Raw genomic sequence first — 19,139 nt, forward strand, 5'->3', positions numbered from 1 at the left:
GGGGCGGGTTTTTGCGCAGATAAATGAGAGAGGCGCACCCGCCGAAACCAGCGGATGCACAAGGGGGGGGCGACGCGCGGTCACGCCACGCGGTTGCCCATCGCATAGACCGCGCGCAGGATCGGCGCGTCTTTCATGATGTCAAAGAGGATCAGATCGGCGCGCGCGCCCAAAGCGATCTCGCCCCGGTCGGTCAGCCCTGCATGATGCGCGGGCGTGCGGGTCACGGTGGCGAGGCCGCGCGCCATATCGCCCCATAGGGTGCCCAGTTGCACGGCGCCCAGCAAAAGCGCTGCGGGCACATAGTCCGAGGACAGGATGTCGAGCAGGCCCAGTTCCGCCAGTTCCCTCGCCGCGACATTGCCTGAATGCGAGCCGCCGCGCACGAGGTTCGGCGCGCCCATGATCGTGGCGATGCCTTGGGCATGGCACGCCTCTGCCGCTTCGCGGGTGGTGGGGAATTCGGCCAGCCGCACGCCATGGGCATGGCTGGTCGCGACCTGCGCGGCGGTGGTGTCGTCATGGCTGGCCAGCGCCGCCCCATAGCGCGCCGCCGCCGCCACCGCGGCCGCTTCATGTTTCGCGCCAAGCCGCTCTTGCAACCCATGCAGGAAGGTGACGTAATCGCCGAAGTCCTCGCGCGGCAGGCCGTTCTTGCCGCAGACGTAATCCTCGAATTTTTGCACGTCGCGGAATTGCCGCTGGCCGGGGGTGTGATCCATTAGGCTGACGATGCCGACCTTGTCGTCGGGGCCAAACTCGGCCAGTTCCTCCTCCAGCGTTTCCGAGCAGATCTCGGCGCGCAGGTGGATATGGTGGCTGATCGCCAGCGCCCCGCTGTCGCGCATCATCAGGATCTCATCGGCCATGTCGCGGGCGTATTTTCCGTAGCGTTTGCGCCCCGCGTCCGAGAGGATCGACCCCACCCGGATCGCATCGAAAACCGTGGTGATCCCGGTGCCCGCCAACTCGCGGTCATGGGCGATGATCGCGGCACGGTGCGGCCAGTCGACCTTGGGTCGCGGCTTCATATGGCGTTCAAGGTTATCGGTATGCAGTTCTACCAGCCCGGGGGCGAGAATGCGCCCCTCGCAATCGACCGCCCCTTTGGGCAGGGCGGTGCCTTCGGCGATATCGGCGATCATCCCGTCGCGCAGCACCACGCTGCCGGGGATCACCGCATCGGGCAGGATGATTTTGGCATTGGCGAGAATGGTTTCTTTTGTCATGTGAGCGTCACGCTTGTTGCGCATCCATGGATGCAGGGAGAAGATGAATGAAGTTCGACCGCTACGCGATCTATTACACGCCACAGGGCGCATTGGCCGAGGCTGGGGCCGCTTGGCTGGGGTGGGATTTGGCGCGCGGGCGTGCCGTGGCGCATCCTGAGGTCGCGGGGCTCGACGTGGCCGCCCTGACCCAGACGCCGCGCAAATACGGGCTGCATGGGACGATCAAACCGCCGTTCGTGCTGTCCGAGGGCACCACGGCTGACGGATTGCTGGCCGAGTTCGCGGCGCTTTGCGCGCGGCTTGCGCCGGTCACGCTCGACGGGCTCGCGCTCACCCCGCTGGGCCGCTTTCTGGCGCTGACGCCCGAGGGGGACACCGCCGCGCTCAACACCATGGCCGCCGAGGTGGTGCGCGGCCTTGACCCCTTCCGCGCCCCGCCGACCGAGGCCGATCTGGCCCGCAGGCGTCAGGCCAATCTGACCCCAGTGCAAGAGGCCAACCTCAGCCAATGGGGCTATCCCTACGTGATGGAGGCGTTCCGCTTTCACATCACCCTGACCGGCAAGCTGCCCAAGGGCGATCTGCCGCAGGTCACCGCAGCGCTCGCCCCCTATATCACGCCGCATCTGCCGCAGCCCTTCGTGCTGGACAGCCTGACGCTGGTGGGGCAGGCCGAAGACGGTATGTTCCATGAGGTTCACCGCGCGGCCCTTTCGGGATAAAGCGCCGCCAGCGCCTGTGCCACGGTCTGCGTGAGCGGACCGTAATTGTCGATCTCAATGGCGGCGATATGGTCGGGCAAGTCCCGTTCGGCGCGGGCCAGACGGGCGGTGATTTCCGCTTCGCTCTCGCGGCCACGGCCCCGCAGCCGCGCGGCCAGCACTTCGGGCGCGGCGGTGAGCGACAGCACCCCGAACCGGTCAAACCTGAGCTTCGCTTCGGTCAGCACCGCGCGCGAGAGGTTGGCCAGCACGTCGCGCCCCTCGGCCAGCGCCATATCGACCGCGATGGGAATGCCATAGCGCAGCCCATGCGCGGCCCAGCTGAGGGCAAAGGCGCCCTCTGCCTCCAACCGCAGGAATGTGTCCTCGTCGATCCCGTCGAAGTCTTCGCCGCCCGCTTCGCTGGGCCGGGTGATGGCGCGGCGGGCGAGGAAGAGGTCGGCCCGCGCTTCCGCCAGCGCTGCCATCACGCTGTCCTTGCCCACGCCCGACGGCCCCACCACTGCGATGAAACGCCCGCGCCTCATGCGGCCAGTCCGGGGGTGAAGCGGGTCACGTCCACTTCGCGGTCGCAGATTTGGTCGCGGGCGGCCTCATCATGGAAGATGCCCAAGATCGCCGTGCCGCGGGCCTTGGCCCCTTCGATCAGCGCCAGCACCGTGGCGCGGTTGGAGGGGTCAAGGCTCGCCGTCGGCTCGTCCAGCAGCAGGACGGGATAGGGATGCGCAAAGCCGCGCGCGATGTTCACCCGCTGCTGCTCCCCGCCGGAAAAGGTCGTGGGGCTAAGCTGCCAGAGCCGTTCGGGGATGTTGAGCTGTGCCAGCAATTCTCCGGCCCGCGCCCGTGCCTCGGCCTCGCTGCTGCCCACCGCGCGCAGCGGCTCGGCCACGACATCCAGCGTCGCCACCCGTGGCACGACGCGTAGGAACTGGCTGACATAGCCCAGCACATGACGGCGCAACGCCAGTATCTCGCGCGGGGCGGCTTGGGCGACATCCAGATCGCCCACCATGATCCGGCCCGAGGCGGTCAGGTAATTCCCATAGATCATCCGCATCAGCGTCGATTTCCCGGCCCCCGACGCCCCGGTCAGCGCCACGCATTCGCCCTGCGCCATGGTCAATTCGCCGCCGCGCATCACCGGGATCACCGCAGCGCCCTGATTGTGCAGGGTGAAGGATTTGCTTACATTTTCCACGCGTATCATGGTTTATCCTTGCTCGGTATACCGTTGGGATTGAAAGGTTTTCTTTGCATTTTCACACCTGTAGCACGCTAGAGACCAAAAGCTGCGTATAGCCGTGCTGCGGGTCGTCCAAGACCTGATCCGTGAGCCCGGTTTCCACTACATGGCCGTCCTTCATCACCATCAGCCGGTCCGCCAGCAGCCGCACCACCGCCAGATCATGGGTCACGATGATCGCGCTCAGCCCCATTTCGCGCACAAGCCCGCGCAACAGGTCGAGCAGCCGCGCTTGCACGCTCACGTCCAGCCCGCCCGTGGGTTCATCCATGAAGACCAGCCGCGGCCCGGTCACGAGGTTGCGGGCGATCTGCAAGCGCTGCTGCATCCCGCCAGAGAAGGCCGAGGGCCGGTCGTCGATCCGATCGGCGTTGATCTCAACCCGGCCCAGCCAATCGGTGGCGCTGGCGCGGATGTCGCCGTAGTGCCGGGCGCCCACGGCCATCAGACGCTCGCCCACATTGCCGCCTGCGCTGACGTTCATGCGCAGCCCGTCGCGGGCGTGTTGGTGCACAAAGGCCCAATCGGTGCGCGACAACATCCGGCGTTCGGGCTCGCTCATCGTTACCGTGTCGCGCAGCCCCTCGGCGCGGGTGTCGAAACGCACCGCCCCGCGATCCGGCGTGAGATGCCCCGCCAGCGTGTTCAGCAGCGTCGACTTGCCCGAGCCGCTTTCCCCGACGATGCCCATGACTTCACCCGGGTAGAGGTCAAAGCTGACATCCGTGCAGCCGATCCGCGCGCCATAGAATTTCGCGATGTTTTCCACTTGCAACAAGGGGGTCATGCCATGCCCTCCACCACAGGGACCGCATCCGCGCCGCGATGCCCGGCGGCCTGACGGGCCGCGCAGTAATCGGTGTCGGAACACATGAACAGACGCCCACCTGCGTCATCGACGATCAACTCGTCGAGATAGCTGTCTTCGGCCCCGCAAAGGCCGCAGGGATGCTCGGCCTTGCTCGCCTCGAAAGGGTGGTCCTCGAAATCCAGCGAGACGACCTGCGTATAGGGCGGCAGCGCATAGATCCGCTGTTCGCGCCCCGCGCCGAAGAGTTGGATCGCGGCCATTTCCAGTTTCGGATTGTCGAACTTCGGGATCGGCGAAGGGTCCATCACATAGCGCCCCTCGACCTTGACCGGATAGGCATAGGCCGTGGCGATCGCGCCGTGCTGCGCGATGTCTTCGTAAAGTTTCACGTGCATCAGACCGTATTCCTCCAGCTCGTGCATCTTGCGGGTCTCGACCTCCGAGGGCTCAAGAAAGCGCAGCGGTTCGGGGATCGGCACCTGATAGACCAGCACCTGATCCTCGCGCAGCGCGGCTTCGGGGATGCGGTGGCGGGTTTGGATAACGCTGGCCTCGGTCGTGGCTTCGGTCACGGCGACGCCAGCGGTCTTTTGGAAAAAGCGGCGGATCGAGACGGCGTTGGTCGTGTCGTCCGCGCCTTGGTCGATCACCTTAAAGGTATCCTCGGGCGTCAGTACGGCGGCAGAGACTTGCACCCCGCCCGTGCCCCAACCGTAGGGCATTGGCATCTCGCGGCTGGCAAAGGGCACCTGATAGCCCGGGATCGCCAGCCCTTTCAGGATCGCCCGGCGGATCATCCGTTTGGTCTGCTCGTCCAGATAGGCAAAATTGTAGTCGTTCATGCCCCGGTCCTTATGCCTGTCTTGGTCACTCTGTGTCATGGCAGGGTTCATTCCGCGGCCTCCCGCGCTGCGTCTTGCACCGCGGCTGTCGCCTCGCGGCGCAGTTTGCGGATCAGTTCGAGTTCGGATTGGAAATCGACGTAATGGGGCAGTTTGATATGCTCCAAGAACCCCGTCGCCTGAATGTTGTCGGCGTGATAGAGCACGAATTCCGCGTCCTGCGCCGGCGCGTCGAGGTTGTCTTCGCCCAACTCCTCCCAACGCAATGCCCGGTCCACCAGCGCCATGGAGATCGCCTTGCGCTCGGACATGCCAAAGACCAGCCCATAGCCGCGGGTGAACTGCGGCGGCTCGGTTTTGGAGCCTGTAAATTGGTTCACCGTCTCGCATTCGGTGAGCGCCACCTCGCCAATCTCGATGGCGAAACCCAGTTCGGGGATGTCCATTTCGACCGCGACTTTGCCGATGCGCAGTTCCGCGACGAAAGCGTGGTTGCGCGCATAGCCGCGTTGCGTGGAATAGGCCATGCCGAGCACGAAGCCCTCGTCGCCGCGGGTCAGCGCCTGCAGGCGCAGGTCGCGGGTGGCGGGCAGTTCCAGCGGTTCGCGCGTCAGGTCGCGCGGCGGGGTCTGACTGTCCGTGTCGCGTTGCATCAGCCCCTCGCGGTCAAGGAATTCCATGATGTGCGGCGTCTCCGCGGGTGGCGCGCCCTCGGGCGCTTCGGGGGCCGGGGGCACCTCACCATCGGCGGCGAGTTTGAAATCCAGCAGCCGGTGCGTGTAGTCGAAGGTCGGCCCCAAGACCTGCCCGCCCGGCGCATCCTTGAAGGTGGCCGAGACGCGGCGGTCGCAGGCCATGCTGCCGGTGTCCATCGGGCGCGAGGCCCCGAAACGCGGCAGGGTGGTGCGATAGGCGCGGATCAGAAACACCGCTTCGATCAGATCGCCGCGCGCCTGTTTGATCGCCAGCGCGGCGAGGTCGGGGTCGTAGAGCGAGCCTTCGGCCATCACTCGGTTCACCGCCAGCGTCATCTGCTCGCGAATTTGCGCGACGCTGAGTTCCGGCACGCTTGCGTCACCGCGCCGCTCTTCGGCCAGCCATGCGTGGGCGTTGTCGATCGCCCGCTCGCCGCCTTTTACCGCTACGAACATCAGGACACCTTTGTGCTTCGGGGCAGCGCCGCCAGACGGTCACCGCAGGTGAAAATGAAATCCAATCCGCGCGGGAAGAGTGCCGCGTTTTGCTGAAAGGCGGCGCGCTCGGGCAGCGACAGTGCCGCCTTATCCTTGATGCCGGGGCCGGAGAGGGCCGCGCCATCGCGGCGCAGATCGTCCACCTCGACGATCAGCGTGGCAGAGCGGTCGGGGTAGGCGGCGGTCCCGAGGGGGAAGTCGCCGCGCGGCAGGTCGTCCCAAGCGCCCAAGGCGAAGTGCGCCGCAGTTGCGGGGGCGAAGGGCGCGCCGGTGTGGAAGGTGATCCAGTCGCGTAGCTCAGGCCGGTCGAAGCCGGGCGCGAGGTAGAGCGGCGTTTCGGGGTCGCAGAGCGTCAGCAGGACGACCCCGGCGGCGGTGGAGAGGCCCGCAGGCGGTTCGGCTCCGGTCACGCGGTTGATCTCACCCGGTTTGGCCATGGCGTTCATCACCGCGCGAAAGGCGAAAGCGGCGTCTTTGGGCGCGTCGCGAAACCCGCCCGTCAGCGATAGGGTCTGCATCAGTCTTCTCCTCTGACCATAGTGAAGAAGTCGACCTTGGTGGCGGCGGCCTTGGCGGCACGGCTGGCGCGGCGCTGGCTTTCGATCCGGGCCAGCGGGTCGAGCAGTTTGGCGCGAACCTCATCCGCCGCGTCGCTCTGCATCAGCGCGTCGGTAAGGGCTGCTTGCAGCGCCTTGTCGCGGCTGCGGCCCTGCACATAGGCGTGGCCGTCTGGCCCCTCCAACAGCCGCACCGAGCAGCGCGTGACCGACATCTCCCCCATGTTGAAGGCATCGCCCACAGCGCCCATCCGGCCCCGCAGCATGACGCCGCCGATCTCGGGCGCGCGGAGCACCTCATGGGCGGGCAGGGGGCCAAATCCCTCCCACAGCCGGGCGAGATCGCGGGCCTCGGCCCGTGCGAGCAGGCCCATCCACGCCTGCCTGTCGCGGGTCTTTTCCTTGGTTTCAACGGTCATCTAGACACCTTGCGTATTTGTCTAATTTACTATACAACTAGACAAGTATTAGCCGCTGGCCTTCCGCTGGCGCAAGCATGGATATGTGAAACTTCTGCGACATGGCCCGTACTGCGATCTGGAAAACCATCACCGCCGCCCTGACCCATGACATCGCCACGGGGAAATACGCCCCCGGCGACCGGCTTCCGACCGAGGCGCAATTGGCGGCGCGGTTTGGGGTCAACCGCCACACGGTGCGCCGCGCGATCGGCGCCATGAACGAGAGCGGGCTGACCTATAGCCGCCGGGGCGCAGGCGTCTTCGTGGCGCAGCGGCCCACGGATTATCCCATTGGCAAACGGGTGCGCTTTCACCAGAACCTCGCGGCGGCGGGGCGGGTGCCGGCCAAGCAGATTTTGATGCTAGAGACCCGCGCCGCCTCGGCCCATGAGGCGGCGCAGCTTGGGCTGGAAGGCGCAGCGCTGGTGCATGTCTATGAGGGGCTGTCGCTGGCCGATGAGCAGCCCATCGCGATCTTCCGCAGCATCTTTCCCGCCGCGCGGTTTCCCGATCTGTTAACGGCGCTTGAGGCCAGCCGCTCGGTCACCACCGCCTTGGCGCAGGGTGGGGTGGCGGATTACACCCGCGCCTCCACCCGGCTGACGGCGAAGCTTGCCACTGCCACGCAGGCGCTGCATCTGCGGCTGTCCGAAGGCGCGCCGATCCTGCGCTCGGCGGGGATCAATGTGGACCCCGAAGGCGTGCCGGTGGAATACGGGGTGACCTGGTTCGCGGGCGACCGGGTGACGCTGACGCTCAACCCCGGCGACTAGCCGTATTTCTCAAGAAATGCTTCGGCGGGGAAGGTCTGGAAATCCTCGAGCGATTCTTGCAGCCGATCATGTGGCCAATCCCACCACGCCAATTCCTCCATTCGCGCTGCAATGCTTTCGGAAAAGCGGCGGCGGAGCGGTTTGGCGGGGATGCCGGCGACGATCATATAGGGGGCGACATCGCGGGTGACGATGGCCCCGCCCGCCACCACCGCGCCGTGCCCGATGGTCACCTCGGGCCGGACCTGCGCGCCGTGGCCCAACCATGTATCATGGCCGATCACCGTGCGGCGGCTGCGGCGCAGGGCGAACCAATCGGCGTCATTCTCGGCCCCGTCGAAGTAGTCTCCGGCGCGGTAGTGGAAGTGGTGCAGGCTGGCCTTTTCCATCGGGTGATCCGTGGCCCCGATGCGGACACCGGCGGCGATATTGCTGAACTTGCCGACTTGGGTGTTGGCGATGTCGCACCAGCGGTCGCAATAGGAGTAATCCCCGATTTCGGAATGGGCGAGGCGCGTGGCGCGCCCGATCTCGACATAGCGCCCGAACTGCGTGTCAGTCACTTCGCAGTCCGGGTGAAGGAAGGGCGCATCCGCTTTGAGACGCGCCATCAGTGGCCCACCTCATTGCCCGCGATCAGCTTGCGGCGCAGCCAGCCCGAGAAGCTGTCCATCGCCACGACCATCAGGATGATCAGCACGATGTAATAGCTCACCTCCTCCCAATCCTTTTGGGTGATGATGGCTTGGGTCAGCAAAAGGCCGATGCCGCCCCCGGTGATCGCGCCGATGATGGTGGCCGAACGGGTGTTGGACTCCAGATAGTAGAGCACTTGGCTCAGCAAGACCGGGGTGATCTGCGGGATCACGCCAAAGCGGTAGCGCTGCACGGGGGTGGCCCCGGTTGAGGCGATGCCCTCGATCTGCTTGTCGTCCACATTCTCCAGCGCCTCGGAAAAGATTTTGCCGAAGGTGCCGGTGTCTGTCAGCAGGATCGCCAGCGAGCCGGTCAGCGGGCCGGGGCCAAAGGCACGAGACAGCACGATGGTCCAGATCAGCCCGTCGACCCCGCGCAGGAAGTCGAAGAGGCGCCGCGCGGCAAAGCGCAGCGCGCCAAGCGGAGAGAAGTTCTTGGCCGCCAGAAACCCCAGCGGCAAGGCAATCATCGCCGCGCCAAAGGTGCCGAGAAAGGCCATGAGAACGGTCTCGACCAGCGCCCAAGCCACATCGCCATGACGCCACATCTTGTTGGTCCAAAAATCCTGCCAGATCGCGCCGTATTCACCGCTGCGCAGCAGTTCTAGCGGGGACATGCCGTAGTAGGGGCTGTCGAGCGTAAAGAAGAACAGCTCCCACCCGTTGAAATAGCGGAACACTTCGGCACGGTTGCGGGTGATCGTCAGGCGGCCTGCCTTCGTGGTCACGGCGAGGCGGTTTTTCGAGGCGTTGATCCACGCAGGCAGGGGGCCGTCGGGCAGGGTGGCATTGACGCCGCTGTGCCCCGGCGCGGCGGTGATCAGCCCGTAGCCCGGCACGTCATAGCGCACCTCTGGCCCCAGTTCGACGGTATGGCCGTTGCCCAACTCGACAAGCGTTGTCTCGCCCAAGGTGACCCAATCGGGGGCGGTGCCCGGCGCATAGCGGCCCTTGCGCTCGCCCTCGATGGCGATTTCCATCTCGCCGTTGCGGTTGTCCCGGGCGACATGGGTTTTGTAGCTATAGCTGTCGGCCACCAGCGTCTTCATGTTCGACACGCTGATGCGATCGCCTAGCCCGGCCACGTCGAAGGCGAAGAAGACGTAGGTGAGGTAGGCAAGGATCAGCGCCGGGGCGGCAAGGCTCGCCATCCGCTTGCGGCGAAAGCCGCGGCTGGCGACCTGCTGAGCGGGGAGGGTGGAAGCGGTAAGGTCGGTCACAGGATGGCCCCCTTGTCCTTATAGGCGCGGCCATGGGTCAGCCGGTCGCGGAAATGGCTTGAGATTTGGTCGACGATGATGATCGTGCCGAAGAGCAGCAGAAAGATCGCCGCTGCCTCATCGAATTTGCCTTGGCCCCAAGACATCGTGTTGCGCAGGTCATAGCCGATGCCGCCTGCGCCGACGAAGCCGAGGATGGCCGAGGCGCGGATATTGATCTCGAAGCGCAAGAGCGCATAGGAGAGGTAGTTGGGCGCGACCTGCGGCACGACGCCCAGCACCATGCGTTGCAGCCAGCCTGCGCCGACAGAGGCAAGGCCGTCCACGGGTTTAAGAGAGGCGTTTTCATTCACCTCGGAGAAAAGCTTGCCGAGCGCACCCACAGTATGCAGCGCAATGGCGATCATGGCAGGCACCGGGCCGCCGCCTAGAAGGAAGATCAGTACCAGCGCGACGACGATCTCAGGCACCGCGCGCAGCACGTCGAGCAGGCGGCGCAGCGGGGCCACGAGCCACGGGGCGGGGGCAAGGCCGCGGGTGGCCAGCAGAGCGGCGAAGAAGGCCAGCAGCGCGCCGATCAGCGTGGCGGCCCCGGCGATGTTCACCGTCTCGATCAAAGAGGGGAGGTATTTCACGAAATAGCCGGGCAGCAGATGAATGCGCTCCCAAGCCTCGCCCAGCACATCGGCGGGGAAGTCAAAGATATTGGGCAGCCCGTTCCAGAACCCGCCTGCGTTGCGGGTATTGGCGGTGCCGAAACCGCCGATCAGCAGGGCCAGGAAAACGACCAGCAGGATCATGTTCATCACCCGCTTTTGTCGGGTCTGGGCAAGGTAATCCGCCGTGATCTGCGGTGCGGTGGTGGTCTGGTGCATCTGTCGTCCCCCTATGACGACAGGCCCCGACAATCGTTGTCGGGACCTGCGAGATGTCTAGTCCTTGCTGCGATCAGTTGGATTTCGCCTTGCGCGCTTCGACGATCGAGACATAGGCGTCATGCGCGATCGGATCGAAACCGAGGCTCTCGCCTGCGGCCACGCCATAGGCGCAGTCGGCGTCCTTCTCGTTCAGTTCATCCACCAGTTGGGTCATCGTCGCCTTGACCTCTGCGGGCAGGGCTTTGCGCAGCACGACCGGGCCTTCGGGGATCGGCTTGGAGCGCCAGATTTCCACCAGATCGTTCATGTCGACGAGGCCCGCGTCCACGGCTTTGCGCAGCGCGCCGGAGTTGTAGCCGTCCTCCCAGTTGCCCTGACCGTCGGCCCATGTCACGCCGCCGTCGACATCGCCGTTGTTGACCGCGACGATGGTCTGCTCATGGCCGCCGGTGAATTTCACTTCGCCGAAGTAATCGCCGGATTCCATCGTCGCACCGGTGGTCTGCGGGATTTCGATGGAGGGGATCAGGTAGCCCGAGGTGGAGTTCGGATCGCCAAAGCCAAAAACCTTGCCCTGCATGTCTTCGAGGCTGTTGATGCCCGCATCTTTGCGCGCGAAACCGATGGAGTGATAGCCGTAGGAGCCGTCGAGGTTAATCTTGACCAGCACCGGCTCGACCGCTTCGGGGTCTTGCAGATGCACGGCGGCATAGGCCGAAGCGCCCAGCCATGCCATATCGAGCGTGCCTCCTAGCAGGCCTTGGATCACGCCGTTATAGTCGGCCGGGGCAAAGAGTTTGGCCGGAACGCCGAGGCGCTCTTCGGTGTAGCCGCGCAGACATTCGTAGGAGTTCATCCGGTCCTGCGCGTTTTCCCCGCCGAGGATGCCGATGCGGAATTCGTCGATCTCGGCACTTTGGGCCATGGCGGTGCCGGTGAGGGCCGTGGTTGCCAAGGCGGCGGCGATGAGCTTTTTCATTGTGTCGTCTCCGTTTGCAAAAAATGCCCCTGGGGGCGGGTCGTGTCAGGCTGGCACCTTGTCCAGCGTTTCGATCTCGGTTGAGGTGGCGGCTTCGGAAAAGCTGCTGTCCGCGCCGTAGATTTCGCGGGCCATGCCGGTGGTCAGCTGCTCGGGCGTGCCGTCAAAGACGATCTTGCCGTCGCGCATCCCCACCACGCGGTCGCAGTAGCGGCGCGCGGTATCCAGCGTGTGAAGGTTGGCGATGACCATGCGGCCATCTTCCTCGTGAATGCGGCGCAGCGATTGCATCACCACCTGCGCGTTCATCGGGTCAAGGCTGGCGATGGGCTCATCCGCCAGAATGATCTGCGGATCCTGCATCAGGGCGCGGGCGATGGCGACGCGCTGTTGCTGCCCGCCGGAAAGCGCCTCGGCCCGTTTGGGCGCGTGCTGTGCGATGCCCAGCCGGTCGAGGATGTCGATGGCGCGGGTGATGTCGGCATCGGGGTAGAGGTTGAAGATGCTGGCGAGCGCCGAGCGGCGGTTGAGCGTGCCGTGCAGCACGTTCGATACCACATCCATCCGCGGGACGAGGTTGAACTGCTGAAAGATCATCGCGCATTCCGCCTGCCAGCCGCGCCGGGCCGCGCCGCGCAGCGCAGTCACGTCGCGCCCTTGAAACAGGATCTGCCCCGAGGAGGCATCGGTCAGCCGGTTCAGCATCCGCAGCAGGGTGGATTTGCCCGCGCCGGAGCGTCCGATGATCCCGATCATCTGCGGCTTGTCGACCTTTAGGTTGGCGCGGGCCACCGCTGTGTTCGCGCCGAATGTCTTGGTCAGTTCAGAAATGACGAGCATAAGTCCCCCGGGGTTTGCGGGGCGAGCTATCGCAGCGGTGAATGTCACGAGTGTTTAAGTTTGACGAAGCTTTTGTAACGCGTCCCTTTTTGCGGAACGGCTGCCTAAGGCCGCGCGTTTATGATTGTTTTATAGGCGCTTGCGCGATCCCGCTGCCGTTGCGCGTGGGGCCAAACGCGCGGGGACGCCGGGGTCAAAGAGCCGCTGAGACGCAATGAAACACGCGCCTGCGAAATAGAGCTTGCGGAACAAACCGCGCGGATTAATGCTTTCTCTCACAAGGCGGTTCAGATAGGGCCGCACCCGGTCAGGCGCGCAATTGGCGCAGCCACCGGTACGATCTTTGGCCGGATCACCGCGCGCGCAGTGTCCTCCACCCGCGCCCCCTATGGTGAGACAGGCCCCCGACAAGCATTCAAAGGAGCGCGTTCATGGACGCCCAAGTTATCGCATTTCTGATTCTGCTGCCGATCACGCTGGTTTTCGTCTACGCCGGCATCCACGAGTTTCGGCGCTACAAAAGCGAGGGCAAGGCGAACTACGGGCTGGTCTTTGACGAGGAAAGCGGCACCACCCATGTCAGCGGCATCGCCGAGGACGAAGACCCGTTCGACCCCGAAGACTTTGACCCCAACGATTACAACGACCCCGAAATCAAAACCGACACGGATGAGCGCAAATCGTGAGCGTAAAGCGCCTTTGCGCCGCGCTGATGCTTTCGCTGGCATTGCCCGCGCAGGCTGACACCCCCGCCGAGATCGTGATCTTGGGCGAGGTGCACGATAATCCCCACGCCCATCTCGAACAGGCCGCCGCACTACAAGCGCTGCGTCCTACGGCTGTGGTCTTTGAAATGCTCACCGCCGAAGAGGCGGCAATGGCCGACGCCGACCGCAGCCTCATCGCGCAGGCTTGGGCGGCGAGCGGGTGGCGGCATTACGATATCTATGCGCCGATATTTGAGGCTTTGGGAGACGCCCAAATCATCGGTGCCGCCGCCCCGCGTGAGGCTGTGCGGCGCGTGTACCGCGAGGGGGCCGCCGCGCTTTTCGGGCCTGAGGCCGCGCGCTTCGGCCTCGACCAGCCTTTGCCAGAGGATCAACAGGCCGCGCGGGTAGAGTTGCAATTCGCCGCCCATTGCGAGGCCATGCCGCGCGAGATGATGGGCGGCATGGTCGCCGTGCAACGCTACCGCGACGCCAGCTTCGCCCGCGCCGCGCTCGACGCGCTCAAGGCCTATGGCCCGCCGGTGGCGGTGATCACCGGCAATGGCCACGCCCGCACCGACTGGGGCATTCCCGCTCTCATTGCTAAAGCCGCCCCCGAGGTCACGACCCATGCCATCGGCCTTGTTGAGGCCGAGACCGAGGTGCCTTTCGATGAGACCCGTCTCATCCCGCCCGCCGAGCGCGACGACCCCTGTAACGCCCTGATCGAAAATTAAAGGACAGGCCCATGTATCTTGCCATGAACCGCTTCACCGTCTTGCCCGAGAATGCCGCCGCTTTCGAAGCGCTTTGGCTGAACCGGGAAAGCCATCTGAAGGAGAGCGAGGGCTTCGTGTCCTTCCACATGCTCAAAGGGCCGGAGGCGGAGGGGGCGATCCTCTATGCCTCTCACACCGTTTGGGAAAGCGAGGCGCATTTTCGGGCTTGGACGACCAGCGATGCCTTTCGCGCGGCCCATGCGCGGGCGGGGCAGACCCGCAAGCTGCACGAGGGCGCCCCGCGCTTCGAAGGCTTCAGTGCCATTCAAAAGATCGACGCGGAATAACGCGGAAGGGCCGGGGTTTCTATACTTGACTAAAATAATCGGATTAAGTAGCCGTTAAAGGAACCCGGGCTTTTTGCCGGGGTATGAACGACTTTACGCCGAAACCGTCCAAGCCACCGCGCGTCGGAAGCCCGGATGTCAATGGAAAGGAGCCCGCCCCGTGAGGACCCCCGTGACCACGCCCGAGCCAATGGCTCATGCCCGGCTACAGACCCCATCCAACAACAGCTGGCGCGACATCGCGCTTGGCAGCAACGATGCCGCAGCCTGCGACGGTTTTGGGCTGGAGCATCTCATTGATCTGCAACGCGCCCGCCAAATGGGAGAGATGGCATGAGCCTGATGCAAAAACTGCCCGATCCATCGCCCGCCGCCCAACCGGTCCAAGAAGCGGTGCATGATGCCCGCGCCTTGGTGCCCAATGGCTCGACCGCGAATATCGTCTTGGATGGCCAAACCTATACGCTGCGCATCACGCGGGCAGGCAAGTTGATCCTGACCAAATAAGCGGGCACGGCTTGCCCTAGCGATGCGGCGCCTTTACTGACGCGCCATGCCCTGCCGCCTCTGCCCACTCTCGCCGCTGACATGCTGGCCCTGCTGAGCCTGTTCTTCGCGGCGCTGCTGGCGGCCACCCTGATCCCCGCGCAATCCGAAGCGGTGCTTTTGGGGCTGATGTGGTCGGGCAGCCATGCCACGGCGCATTTGTGGCTGGTGGCGACGCTGGGGAACGTGCTGGGATCGCTGCTGAACTGGTGGCTGGGCCGCTCCCTCAGCCATTTCGGCGATCACCGCTGGTTTCCCTTCTCGGCCAAGCAGATGGCCCGCGCCTCTGGCTGGTATCGGCGTTGGGGCTATTGGAGCCTGCTGGCCAGTTGGGTGCCGATCATCGGCGATCCGCTGACCTTGGCCGCAGGCATGTTACGCGCGCGGCTCTGGCGGTTTTTGCTGATCGTCACCCTCGCCAAGGGCGGGCGCTACCTTGTGCTGATCCTGATCGCCCGCGGGGTTTTGTGACCCTTAGTGCGGGGTGATCCCTTCGAGCGGCGGCAGCGGGTTGGGCGCGGTCACAAGATGGGCGCGGCGCTTTTCGTAAAAGGCATTGCCGCCTGCGGTCACCACATAATGCATGTTGTTGTAGTTGGCATTGTACCACGCTGCGTGAAAGAATTTCGCACGGGTGACCTTCGGGTGCCGCTCTCCCTGAAGCACCGCCAGCGCGGTGGCGCGGGCCAGCGGGGCGCCGCGGTCGGTCATCGGTTTCGTCATCACGCCGGGGGCGAATTGATTGGGCTGGCCGACCACGCCGCAGACCGTATCGGGGAAGGCTTCGGAGTGCAGGCGGTTCAGCACCACCGTGCCTACCGCCACCATGCCGTCGCGGCTGGAGCGGTTGGATTCGAAATACATCGCGCGGGCCATACACTCCACCTCATCCGCCGGAACCGCGACGACTTCAGTCTGTTTGCCACCGCAGGCGGCAAGCAGACCGAGGCCCAAAAGCAGAGCGGCAGTGCGGATTTTCGGGAGCTGAACGCGCATGGGCGGCCTTTCTGGATAAGGGGGCAGGTGGCGCGTAATTTTCCAGCAAAGGCGGCGGGAGGCAAGACCCGCGCCCGGCCCCGGCGGTTTCCCTCCGGACCGGGCGCGTGGGGGCGCTTGGGCTGGGGATTGATCTAGTGTAATGCTTGATAAAACAGTCATGATCGCAGCGGGCCGCCCTATGAAAGTCACCTACCGGGATGTGAAAACCGACATCCTGTCAAAGATCACCAAGGGCGAGTGGCCGTTGGGCAGTCTTGTGCCCAATGAAGTCGATTTGGCCGAGACCTATGGCTGCGCCCGGGCGACGGTCAACCGCGCCATGCGCGAATTGGCGGAAGAGGGTTTTATCGAACGGCGGCGCAAGGCGGGCACGCGGGTCCGCATGGCCCCGCTGCGGCAGGCGCGGTTCGACATTCCGCTGGTCCGGGCCGAGATCGAAGAGAAGGGCGCCGACTACCGGTATTCGCGGGTGAGCCACCGGGTCGAGCCCGCGCCCGACTGGCTGCGCGCCCGGCTCAAACTGGACGCAGAGAGCGAGGCGTTGCATCTGGTCTGCATGCATTACGCCGATGGCGACCCCTATCAATTTGAGGACCGTTGGATCAACCTCGCCACCCTGCCACAGGCGCGGGAAGAGAGTTTCACCGAAGCCGGGCCGAACGAATGGCTGATCTCGGCCATTCCCTTTTCGGATGTGGAGATCAGCCTTTCCGCCGGTCTGGCCGATCAGCGGCTGAGCGAATACCTCGCCTGCGGCTTGGGGGATCCGGTCTTTACCGTCGAGCGGTCGACGTGGTGGGAGGGGCGTGCGGTGACCTATGTGCGGCTGTCCTACCGCCCCGGTCACCGCCTGACCACGCGCTATTAAGCTGCCGCCGCCGCGGGTGGGCGGCGGCGCGCAGCGCTCAAAGGATACCCGGCAAGTTCAGCCCATGTTCGCGGGCGCAATCGCGCGCTTCCTCATAGCCCGCATCCGCATGGCGCATCACGCCCGTCGCCGGGTCGTTCCAGAGTACCCGCTCGATCCGGCGGTCGGCGTCCTCGGACCCGTCACAGCAGATCACCATGCCCGAGTGTTGCGAGAAGCCCATGCCAACCCCGCCGCCGTGGTGCAGCGAGACCCAAGTGGCCCCCGAGGCAGTGTTCAAAAGCGCGTTCAGCAGCGGCCAATCCGAGACGGCATCCGAGCCGTCTTTCATCGCCTCCGTCTCGCGGTTGGGCGAGGCGACGGAGCCGCTGTCGAGGTGATCGCGGCCAATCACCACCGGCGCGCTCAATTCCCCTGTGCGGACCATCTCATTGAAGGCCAGCCCCAGCTTGTGGCGCACGCCTAAGCCCACCCAGCAGATCCGCGCGGGCAGCCCTTGGAAAGAGATACGCTCCCGCGCCATGTCGAGCCAGTTGTGCAAATGGGTATCCTCAGAGAGGATTTCCTTCACCTTGGCGTCGGTCTTGTAGATATCCTCGGGATCGCCCGAGAGTGCCGCCCAGCGGAAGGGGCCGATGCCGCGGCAAAACAGCGGGCGGATATAGGCCGGGACGAAACCGGGGAAGTCAAAGGCGTTCTGCAATCCTTCCTCAAGCGCCATCTGGCGGATGTTATTGCCATAGTCGACCGTGGGGATGCCCGCGGCGTGGAAATCCACCATCGCCTGCACCTGCGCCTTCATCGAGGCGCGGGCGGCTTTTTCGACGGCTTTGGGATCGCTCTCACGTTTCTCGCGCCATTCGCCCATCGTCCAGCCCTGCGGCAGGTAGCCGTTCACCGGGTCATGGGCCGAGGTCTGGTCGGTCACGATATCGGGGCGGACCCCGCGTTTCACCAGTTCGGGAAAGACATCGGCGGCATTGCCCAGGAGTGCAACCGATTTCGCCTCGCCCGCGGCGGTCCAGCGGTCGATCATCGCCAGCGCCTCATCAAGGCTGTCGGTCTTTTCGTCGACGTAGCGGGTGCGCAGGCGAAAATCGATGCTGTCGGGATTGCACTCCACCGCCAGACAGCAGGCACCGGCCATGACCGCCGCCAAGGGCTGCGCCCCGCCCATGCCGCCCAAGCCCCCGGTGAGGATCCACTTGCCTTTGAGATCACCGCCATAGTGCTGGCGGCCTGCTTCGACGAAGGTCTCATAGGTGCCCTGCACGATGCCTTGGCTGCCGATGTAGATCCACGATCCGGCGGTCATCTGGCCGTACATCGCCAGACCCTTTTTATCGAGTTCGTTGAAATGGTCCCAATTCGCCCAATGCGGCACGAGGTTGGAGTTGGCGATCAACACGCGGGGCGCGTCCTTATGGGTTTGGAAGACGCCCACGGGCTTGCCCGATTGCACCAGCAGCGTCTGGTCCTCTTCCAAGGCGCGCAGGGAGGCGACGATCTGGTCGTAGTCCTTCCAAGTCCGTGCCGCGCGCCCGATGCCGCCGTAGACGACCAGTTCATGCGGGTTTTCGGCCACGTCGGGGTGCAGGTTGTTCATCAGCATCCGCAGCGGCGCTTCGGTCAGCCAGCTTTTCGCCGAAAGCTCGGTGCCGGTGGCGGGATAGACGTCACGGGTATTCTTGCGCGGATCGCTCATGCTGTGCCTTTCAGGGTAGGGGCCAGTGCGGCCAGAGTTGTCAGGATATCGGTCAGATGCACGCGCAGCCGCGCGGCCTTTTCGGGGTCATAGGGCCAAGGCGCAGCCTCGGTGCCGAGGTAGCTGCTTTGCGCCAGTTCCATCTGGATCGCGTGGACCCCTTCGGCAGGGCGGCCATAGTGGCGTGTGGTCCAGCCGCCTTTGAAGCGCCCGTTGCTGACGGCGGTGTAGCCGGGTGCTGCGGCGCAGGTCTTCTCAACAGCCGTTTCGATCTTGGGCGCGCAGGTAGCGCCGAGGTTCGTGCCGATGTTGAAATCGGGCAGCGGGCCGTCAAAGAGGAAGGGGATCAGCGAGCGGATCGAGTGGCAGTCATAGAGGATCGCGACCCCATGCAGGTCGCGAACGCGGGCCAGTTCGGCCTCGAGTGCCGCGTGATAGGGCGCGTGGTACGCCAGGCGGCGGGCCTCAACCTCGGCTGCGTTGGGCGGGGTGGTCCAGATGTCCTGCCCATCGAAATCCGTCAGCGGCACCAGCCCGGTGGTGTTCTGCCCGGGATAGAGCGATGCGCCCGATGGGTCGCGGTTGGCGTCGATGACATAGCGGTGGAAGGTCGCGCGGACCGTTGTCGTGCCGGGCAGCAACCCGTCGTAGAGCCGGTCGATATGCCAGTCGGTATCCGCCAATTCCCGCCCGCGCGGGTTCAGATCGCGCCGGACGGCTTCGGGCAGATCGGTGCCGGTATGGGGCAGGCCGAGCACGATGGGGCTGTCGCCGCGGGTGATCTCGACGGGTGTGATCTCAG

General features: G+C 65.0%; 25 protein-coding genes. 9 read left to right on the forward strand and 16 right to left on the reverse strand.

Translation table 11 applies throughout. From position 1 onward, the window contains the following. Positions 1-80 precede the first annotated feature (80 nt). Positions 81-1,229, reverse strand: coding sequence for an alpha-D-ribose 1-methylphosphonate 5-triphosphate diphosphatase (locus ACGYLC_RS15590; RefSeq protein WP_394423768.1), 1,149 nt, complete (start codon positions 1,227-1,229; stop codon positions 81-83). 47 nt (positions 1,230-1,276) lie between these two features. Between ACGYLC_RS15590 and ACGYLC_RS15595 the strand changes: the two genes are divergently transcribed. After that, entirely contained in the window at positions 1,277-1,954 is a 678-nt protein-coding gene (locus ACGYLC_RS15595; protein ID WP_394423770.1) for a DUF1045 domain-containing protein, read from the forward strand. On the opposite strand, the gene phnN is transcribed toward ACGYLC_RS15595, so the two are convergent. The 7 genes from phnN to phnG are packed head-to-tail and all read right to left on the reverse strand — an operon-like array spanning position 1,930 to position 7,019. Continuing rightward, on the reverse strand, positions 1,930-2,481 hold the full coding sequence (phnN, locus tag ACGYLC_RS15600; protein WP_394423772.1) for a phosphonate metabolism protein/1,5-bisphosphokinase (PRPP-forming) PhnN: 552 nt from the start codon (positions 2,479-2,481) through the stop codon (positions 1,930-1,932). The genes ACGYLC_RS15595 and phnN overlap by 25 nt on opposite strands. Continuing rightward, the gene (gene phnL, locus ACGYLC_RS15605) at positions 2,478-3,161 is read right to left on the reverse strand and encodes a phosphonate C-P lyase system protein PhnL (RefSeq protein ID WP_394423773.1); all 684 of its coding nucleotides are present in this window, start codon (positions 3,159-3,161) and stop codon (positions 2,478-2,480) included. Before phnL ends, phnN begins: the two co-directional genes overlap by 4 nt. 52 nt (positions 3,162-3,213) lie before the next feature. Next, entirely contained in the window at positions 3,214-3,984 is a 771-nt protein-coding gene (gene phnK, locus ACGYLC_RS15610; RefSeq protein ID WP_394423775.1) for a phosphonate C-P lyase system protein PhnK, read from the reverse strand. Then, a complete protein-coding gene (locus ACGYLC_RS15615) occupies positions 3,981-4,850 on the reverse strand; it encodes an alpha-D-ribose 1-methylphosphonate 5-phosphate C-P-lyase PhnJ (RefSeq protein ID WP_394423777.1) in 870 nt (289 codons plus the stop codon). Before ACGYLC_RS15615 ends, phnK begins: the two co-directional genes overlap by 4 nt. Before the next feature lie 47 nt (positions 4,851-4,897). Continuing rightward, complete coding sequence (locus tag ACGYLC_RS15620) at positions 4,898-6,001, reverse strand: carbon-phosphorus lyase complex subunit PhnI (protein ID WP_394423778.1); 1,104 nt, start codon at positions 5,999-6,001, stop codon at positions 4,898-4,900. Beyond that, entirely contained in the window at positions 6,001-6,561 is a 561-nt protein-coding gene (phnH, locus tag ACGYLC_RS15625; protein WP_394423779.1) for a phosphonate C-P lyase system protein PhnH, read from the reverse strand. Before phnH ends, ACGYLC_RS15620 begins: the two co-directional genes overlap by 1 nt. Further along, the gene (gene phnG / locus ACGYLC_RS15630; protein ID WP_394423780.1) at positions 6,561-7,019 is read right to left on the reverse strand and encodes a phosphonate C-P lyase system protein PhnG; all 459 of its coding nucleotides are present in this window, start codon (positions 7,017-7,019) and stop codon (positions 6,561-6,563) included. The genes phnH and phnG overlap by 1 nt, the downstream gene beginning before the upstream one ends. A gap of 101 nt (positions 7,020-7,120) precedes the next feature. Between phnG and phnF the strand changes: the two genes are divergently transcribed. Further along, positions 7,121-7,834, forward strand: a complete 714-nt coding sequence (gene phnF, locus ACGYLC_RS15635) for a phosphonate metabolism transcriptional regulator PhnF (protein ID WP_394423781.1) — start codon at positions 7,121-7,123, stop codon at positions 7,832-7,834. Here phnF and ACGYLC_RS15640 read toward each other — a convergent pair. The 5 genes from ACGYLC_RS15640 to phnC all read right to left on the reverse strand — a co-directional run bounded on the left by ACGYLC_RS15640 (position 7,831) and on the right by phnC (position 12,446). Continuing rightward, a complete protein-coding gene (locus tag ACGYLC_RS15640) occupies positions 7,831-8,445 on the reverse strand; it encodes a chloramphenicol acetyltransferase (protein WP_394423782.1) in 615 nt (204 codons plus the stop codon). The genes phnF and ACGYLC_RS15640 overlap by 4 nt on opposite strands. Beyond that, positions 8,445-9,680, reverse strand: a complete 1,236-nt coding sequence (phnE, locus tag ACGYLC_RS15645) for a phosphonate ABC transporter, permease protein PhnE (RefSeq protein ID WP_394423912.1) — start codon at positions 9,678-9,680, stop codon at positions 8,445-8,447. Before phnE (ACGYLC_RS15645) ends, ACGYLC_RS15640 begins: the two co-directional genes overlap by 1 nt. A 65-nt stretch (positions 9,681-9,745) precedes the next feature. Next, positions 9,746-10,624 carry a phosphonate ABC transporter, permease protein PhnE gene (gene phnE, locus ACGYLC_RS15650; RefSeq protein ID WP_394423783.1) on the reverse strand — a complete coding sequence of 293 codons (879 nt, stop codon included), beginning with the start codon at positions 10,622-10,624 and terminating at the stop codon, positions 9,746-9,748. A 73-nt stretch (positions 10,625-10,697) separates the two neighbouring features. Continuing rightward, positions 10,698-11,606, reverse strand: coding sequence for a phosphonate ABC transporter substrate-binding protein (phnD, locus tag ACGYLC_RS15655; RefSeq protein ID WP_394423784.1), 909 nt, complete (start codon positions 11,604-11,606; stop codon positions 10,698-10,700). Positions 11,607-11,651: 45 nt separating this feature from the next. Beyond that, positions 11,652-12,446, reverse strand: coding sequence for a phosphonate ABC transporter ATP-binding protein (phnC, locus tag ACGYLC_RS15660; protein WP_394423786.1), 795 nt, complete (start codon positions 12,444-12,446; stop codon positions 11,652-11,654). A gap of 431 nt (positions 12,447-12,877) precedes the next feature. On the opposite strand from phnC, the gene ACGYLC_RS15665 reads away from it, so the two are divergent. From ACGYLC_RS15665 to ACGYLC_RS15690, 6 genes are all read left to right on the forward strand, one after another. After that, positions 12,878-13,132, forward strand: a complete 255-nt coding sequence (locus ACGYLC_RS15665) for a hypothetical protein (RefSeq protein ID WP_209217383.1) — start codon at positions 12,878-12,880, stop codon at positions 13,130-13,132. Between the two features lie 26 nt (positions 13,133-13,158). Then, complete coding sequence (locus ACGYLC_RS15670) at positions 13,159-13,890, forward strand: ChaN family lipoprotein (protein ID WP_394423913.1); 732 nt, start codon at positions 13,159-13,161, stop codon at positions 13,888-13,890. An 11-nt stretch (positions 13,891-13,901) separates the two neighbouring features. Continuing rightward, entirely contained in the window at positions 13,902-14,219 is a 318-nt protein-coding gene (locus ACGYLC_RS15675; protein WP_394423788.1) for an antibiotic biosynthesis monooxygenase family protein, read from the forward strand. Between the two features lie 160 nt (positions 14,220-14,379). Continuing rightward, the gene (locus ACGYLC_RS15680) at positions 14,380-14,556 is read left to right on the forward strand and encodes a hypothetical protein (protein ID WP_156505605.1); all 177 of its coding nucleotides are present in this window, start codon (positions 14,380-14,382) and stop codon (positions 14,554-14,556) included. Continuing rightward, entirely contained in the window at positions 14,553-14,726 is a 174-nt protein-coding gene (locus ACGYLC_RS15685; RefSeq protein WP_394401531.1) for a hemin uptake protein HemP, read from the forward strand. The genes ACGYLC_RS15680 and ACGYLC_RS15685 overlap by 4 nt, the downstream gene beginning before the upstream one ends. An 81-nt stretch (positions 14,727-14,807) precedes the next feature. Beyond that, positions 14,808-15,236, forward strand: a complete 429-nt coding sequence (locus ACGYLC_RS15690) for a YqaA family protein (protein WP_394423789.1) — start codon at positions 14,808-14,810, stop codon at positions 15,234-15,236. Positions 15,237-15,239: 3 nt separating this feature from the next. Here ACGYLC_RS15690 and ACGYLC_RS15695 read toward each other — a convergent pair whose 3' ends face one another. Further along, on the reverse strand, positions 15,240-15,761 hold the full coding sequence (locus tag ACGYLC_RS15695) for a cell wall hydrolase (protein WP_394423791.1): 522 nt from the start codon (positions 15,759-15,761) through the stop codon (positions 15,240-15,242). A 142-nt stretch (positions 15,762-15,903) separates the two neighbouring features. On the opposite strand from ACGYLC_RS15695, the gene ACGYLC_RS15700 reads away from it, so the two are divergent. After that, a complete protein-coding gene (locus ACGYLC_RS15700; protein WP_394423793.1) occupies positions 15,904-16,632 on the forward strand; it encodes a UTRA domain-containing protein in 729 nt (242 codons plus the stop codon). 37 nt (positions 16,633-16,669) lie between these two features. Here ACGYLC_RS15700 and hutU read toward each other — a convergent pair whose 3' ends face one another. Then, entirely contained in the window at positions 16,670-18,337 is a 1,668-nt protein-coding gene (hutU, locus tag ACGYLC_RS15705; protein WP_394423794.1) for a urocanate hydratase, read from the reverse strand. Then, entirely contained in the window at positions 18,334-19,134 is an 801-nt protein-coding gene (hutG, locus tag ACGYLC_RS15710; protein WP_394423915.1) for an N-formylglutamate deformylase, read from the reverse strand. Before hutG ends, hutU begins: the two co-directional genes overlap by 4 nt. Positions 19,135-19,139 lie beyond the last annotated feature (5 nt).

It is taken from the genome of Sulfitobacter sp. 1A12157, from assembly GCF_043557345.1.
In the GTDB taxonomy this organism is placed as follows: Bacteria; Pseudomonadota; Alphaproteobacteria; order Rhodobacterales; family Rhodobacteraceae; genus Sulfitobacter.

What these genes read in the sequence shown, in the direction of transcription:
- ACGYLC_RS15590 (WP_394423768.1), bottom strand. Translation starts at nt 1,229, where the DNA reads ATGACAAAAGAAACCATTCTCGCCAATGCCAAAATCATCCTGCCCGAT.
- ACGYLC_RS15595 (WP_394423770.1), top strand. Translation starts at nt 1,277, where the DNA reads ATGAAGTTCGACCGCTACGCGATCTATTACACGCCACAGGGCGCATTG.
- phnN (WP_394423772.1), bottom strand. Translation starts at nt 2,481, where the DNA reads ATGAGGCGCGGGCGTTTCATCGCAGTGGTGGGGCCGTCGGGCGTGGGC.
- phnL (WP_394423773.1), bottom strand. Translation starts at nt 3,161, where the DNA reads ATGATACGCGTGGAAAATGTAAGCAAATCCTTCACCCTGCACAATCAG.
- phnK (WP_394423775.1), bottom strand. Translation starts at nt 3,984, where the DNA reads ATGACCCCCTTGTTGCAAGTGGAAAACATCGCGAAATTCTATGGCGCG.
- ACGYLC_RS15615 (WP_394423777.1), bottom strand. Translation starts at nt 4,850, where the DNA reads ATGAACGACTACAATTTTGCCTATCTGGACGAGCAGACCAAACGGATG.
- ACGYLC_RS15620 (WP_394423778.1), bottom strand. Translation starts at nt 6,001, where the DNA reads ATGTTCGTAGCGGTAAAAGGCGGCGAGCGGGCGATCGACAACGCCCAC.
- phnH (WP_394423779.1), bottom strand. Translation starts at nt 6,561, where the DNA reads ATGCAGACCCTATCGCTGACGGGCGGGTTTCGCGACGCGCCCAAAGAC.
- phnG (WP_394423780.1), bottom strand. Translation starts at nt 7,019, where the DNA reads ATGACCGTTGAAACCAAGGAAAAGACCCGCGACAGGCAGGCGTGGATG.
- phnF (WP_394423781.1), top strand. Translation starts at nt 7,121, where the DNA reads ATGGCCCGTACTGCGATCTGGAAAACCATCACCGCCGCCCTGACCCAT.
- ACGYLC_RS15640 (WP_394423782.1), bottom strand. Translation starts at nt 8,445, where the DNA reads ATGGCGCGTCTCAAAGCGGATGCGCCCTTCCTTCACCCGGACTGCGAA.
- phnE (WP_394423912.1), bottom strand. Translation starts at nt 9,680, where the DNA reads ATGGCGAGCCTTGCCGCCCCGGCGCTGATCCTTGCCTACCTCACCTAC.
- phnE (WP_394423783.1), bottom strand. Translation starts at nt 10,624, where the DNA reads ATGCACCAGACCACCACCGCACCGCAGATCACGGCGGATTACCTTGCC.
- phnD (WP_394423784.1), bottom strand. Translation starts at nt 11,606, where the DNA reads ATGAAAAAGCTCATCGCCGCCGCCTTGGCAACCACGGCCCTCACCGGC.
- phnC (WP_394423786.1), bottom strand. Translation starts at nt 12,446, where the DNA reads ATGCTCGTCATTTCTGAACTGACCAAGACATTCGGCGCGAACACAGCG.
- ACGYLC_RS15665 (WP_209217383.1), top strand. Translation starts at nt 12,878, where the DNA reads ATGGACGCCCAAGTTATCGCATTTCTGATTCTGCTGCCGATCACGCTG.
- ACGYLC_RS15670 (WP_394423913.1), top strand. Translation starts at nt 13,159, where the DNA reads ATGCTTTCGCTGGCATTGCCCGCGCAGGCTGACACCCCCGCCGAGATC.
- ACGYLC_RS15675 (WP_394423788.1), top strand. Translation starts at nt 13,902, where the DNA reads ATGTATCTTGCCATGAACCGCTTCACCGTCTTGCCCGAGAATGCCGCC.
- ACGYLC_RS15685 (WP_394401531.1), top strand. Translation starts at nt 14,553, where the DNA reads ATGAGCCTGATGCAAAAACTGCCCGATCCATCGCCCGCCGCCCAACCG.
- ACGYLC_RS15690 (WP_394423789.1), top strand. Translation starts at nt 14,808, where the DNA reads ATGCTGGCCCTGCTGAGCCTGTTCTTCGCGGCGCTGCTGGCGGCCACC.
- ACGYLC_RS15695 (WP_394423791.1), bottom strand. Translation starts at nt 15,761, where the DNA reads ATGCGCGTTCAGCTCCCGAAAATCCGCACTGCCGCTCTGCTTTTGGGC.
- ACGYLC_RS15700 (WP_394423793.1), top strand. Translation starts at nt 15,904, where the DNA reads ATGCTTGATAAAACAGTCATGATCGCAGCGGGCCGCCCTATGAAAGTC.
- hutU (WP_394423794.1), bottom strand. Translation starts at nt 18,337, where the DNA reads ATGAGCGATCCGCGCAAGAATACCCGTGACGTCTATCCCGCCACCGGC.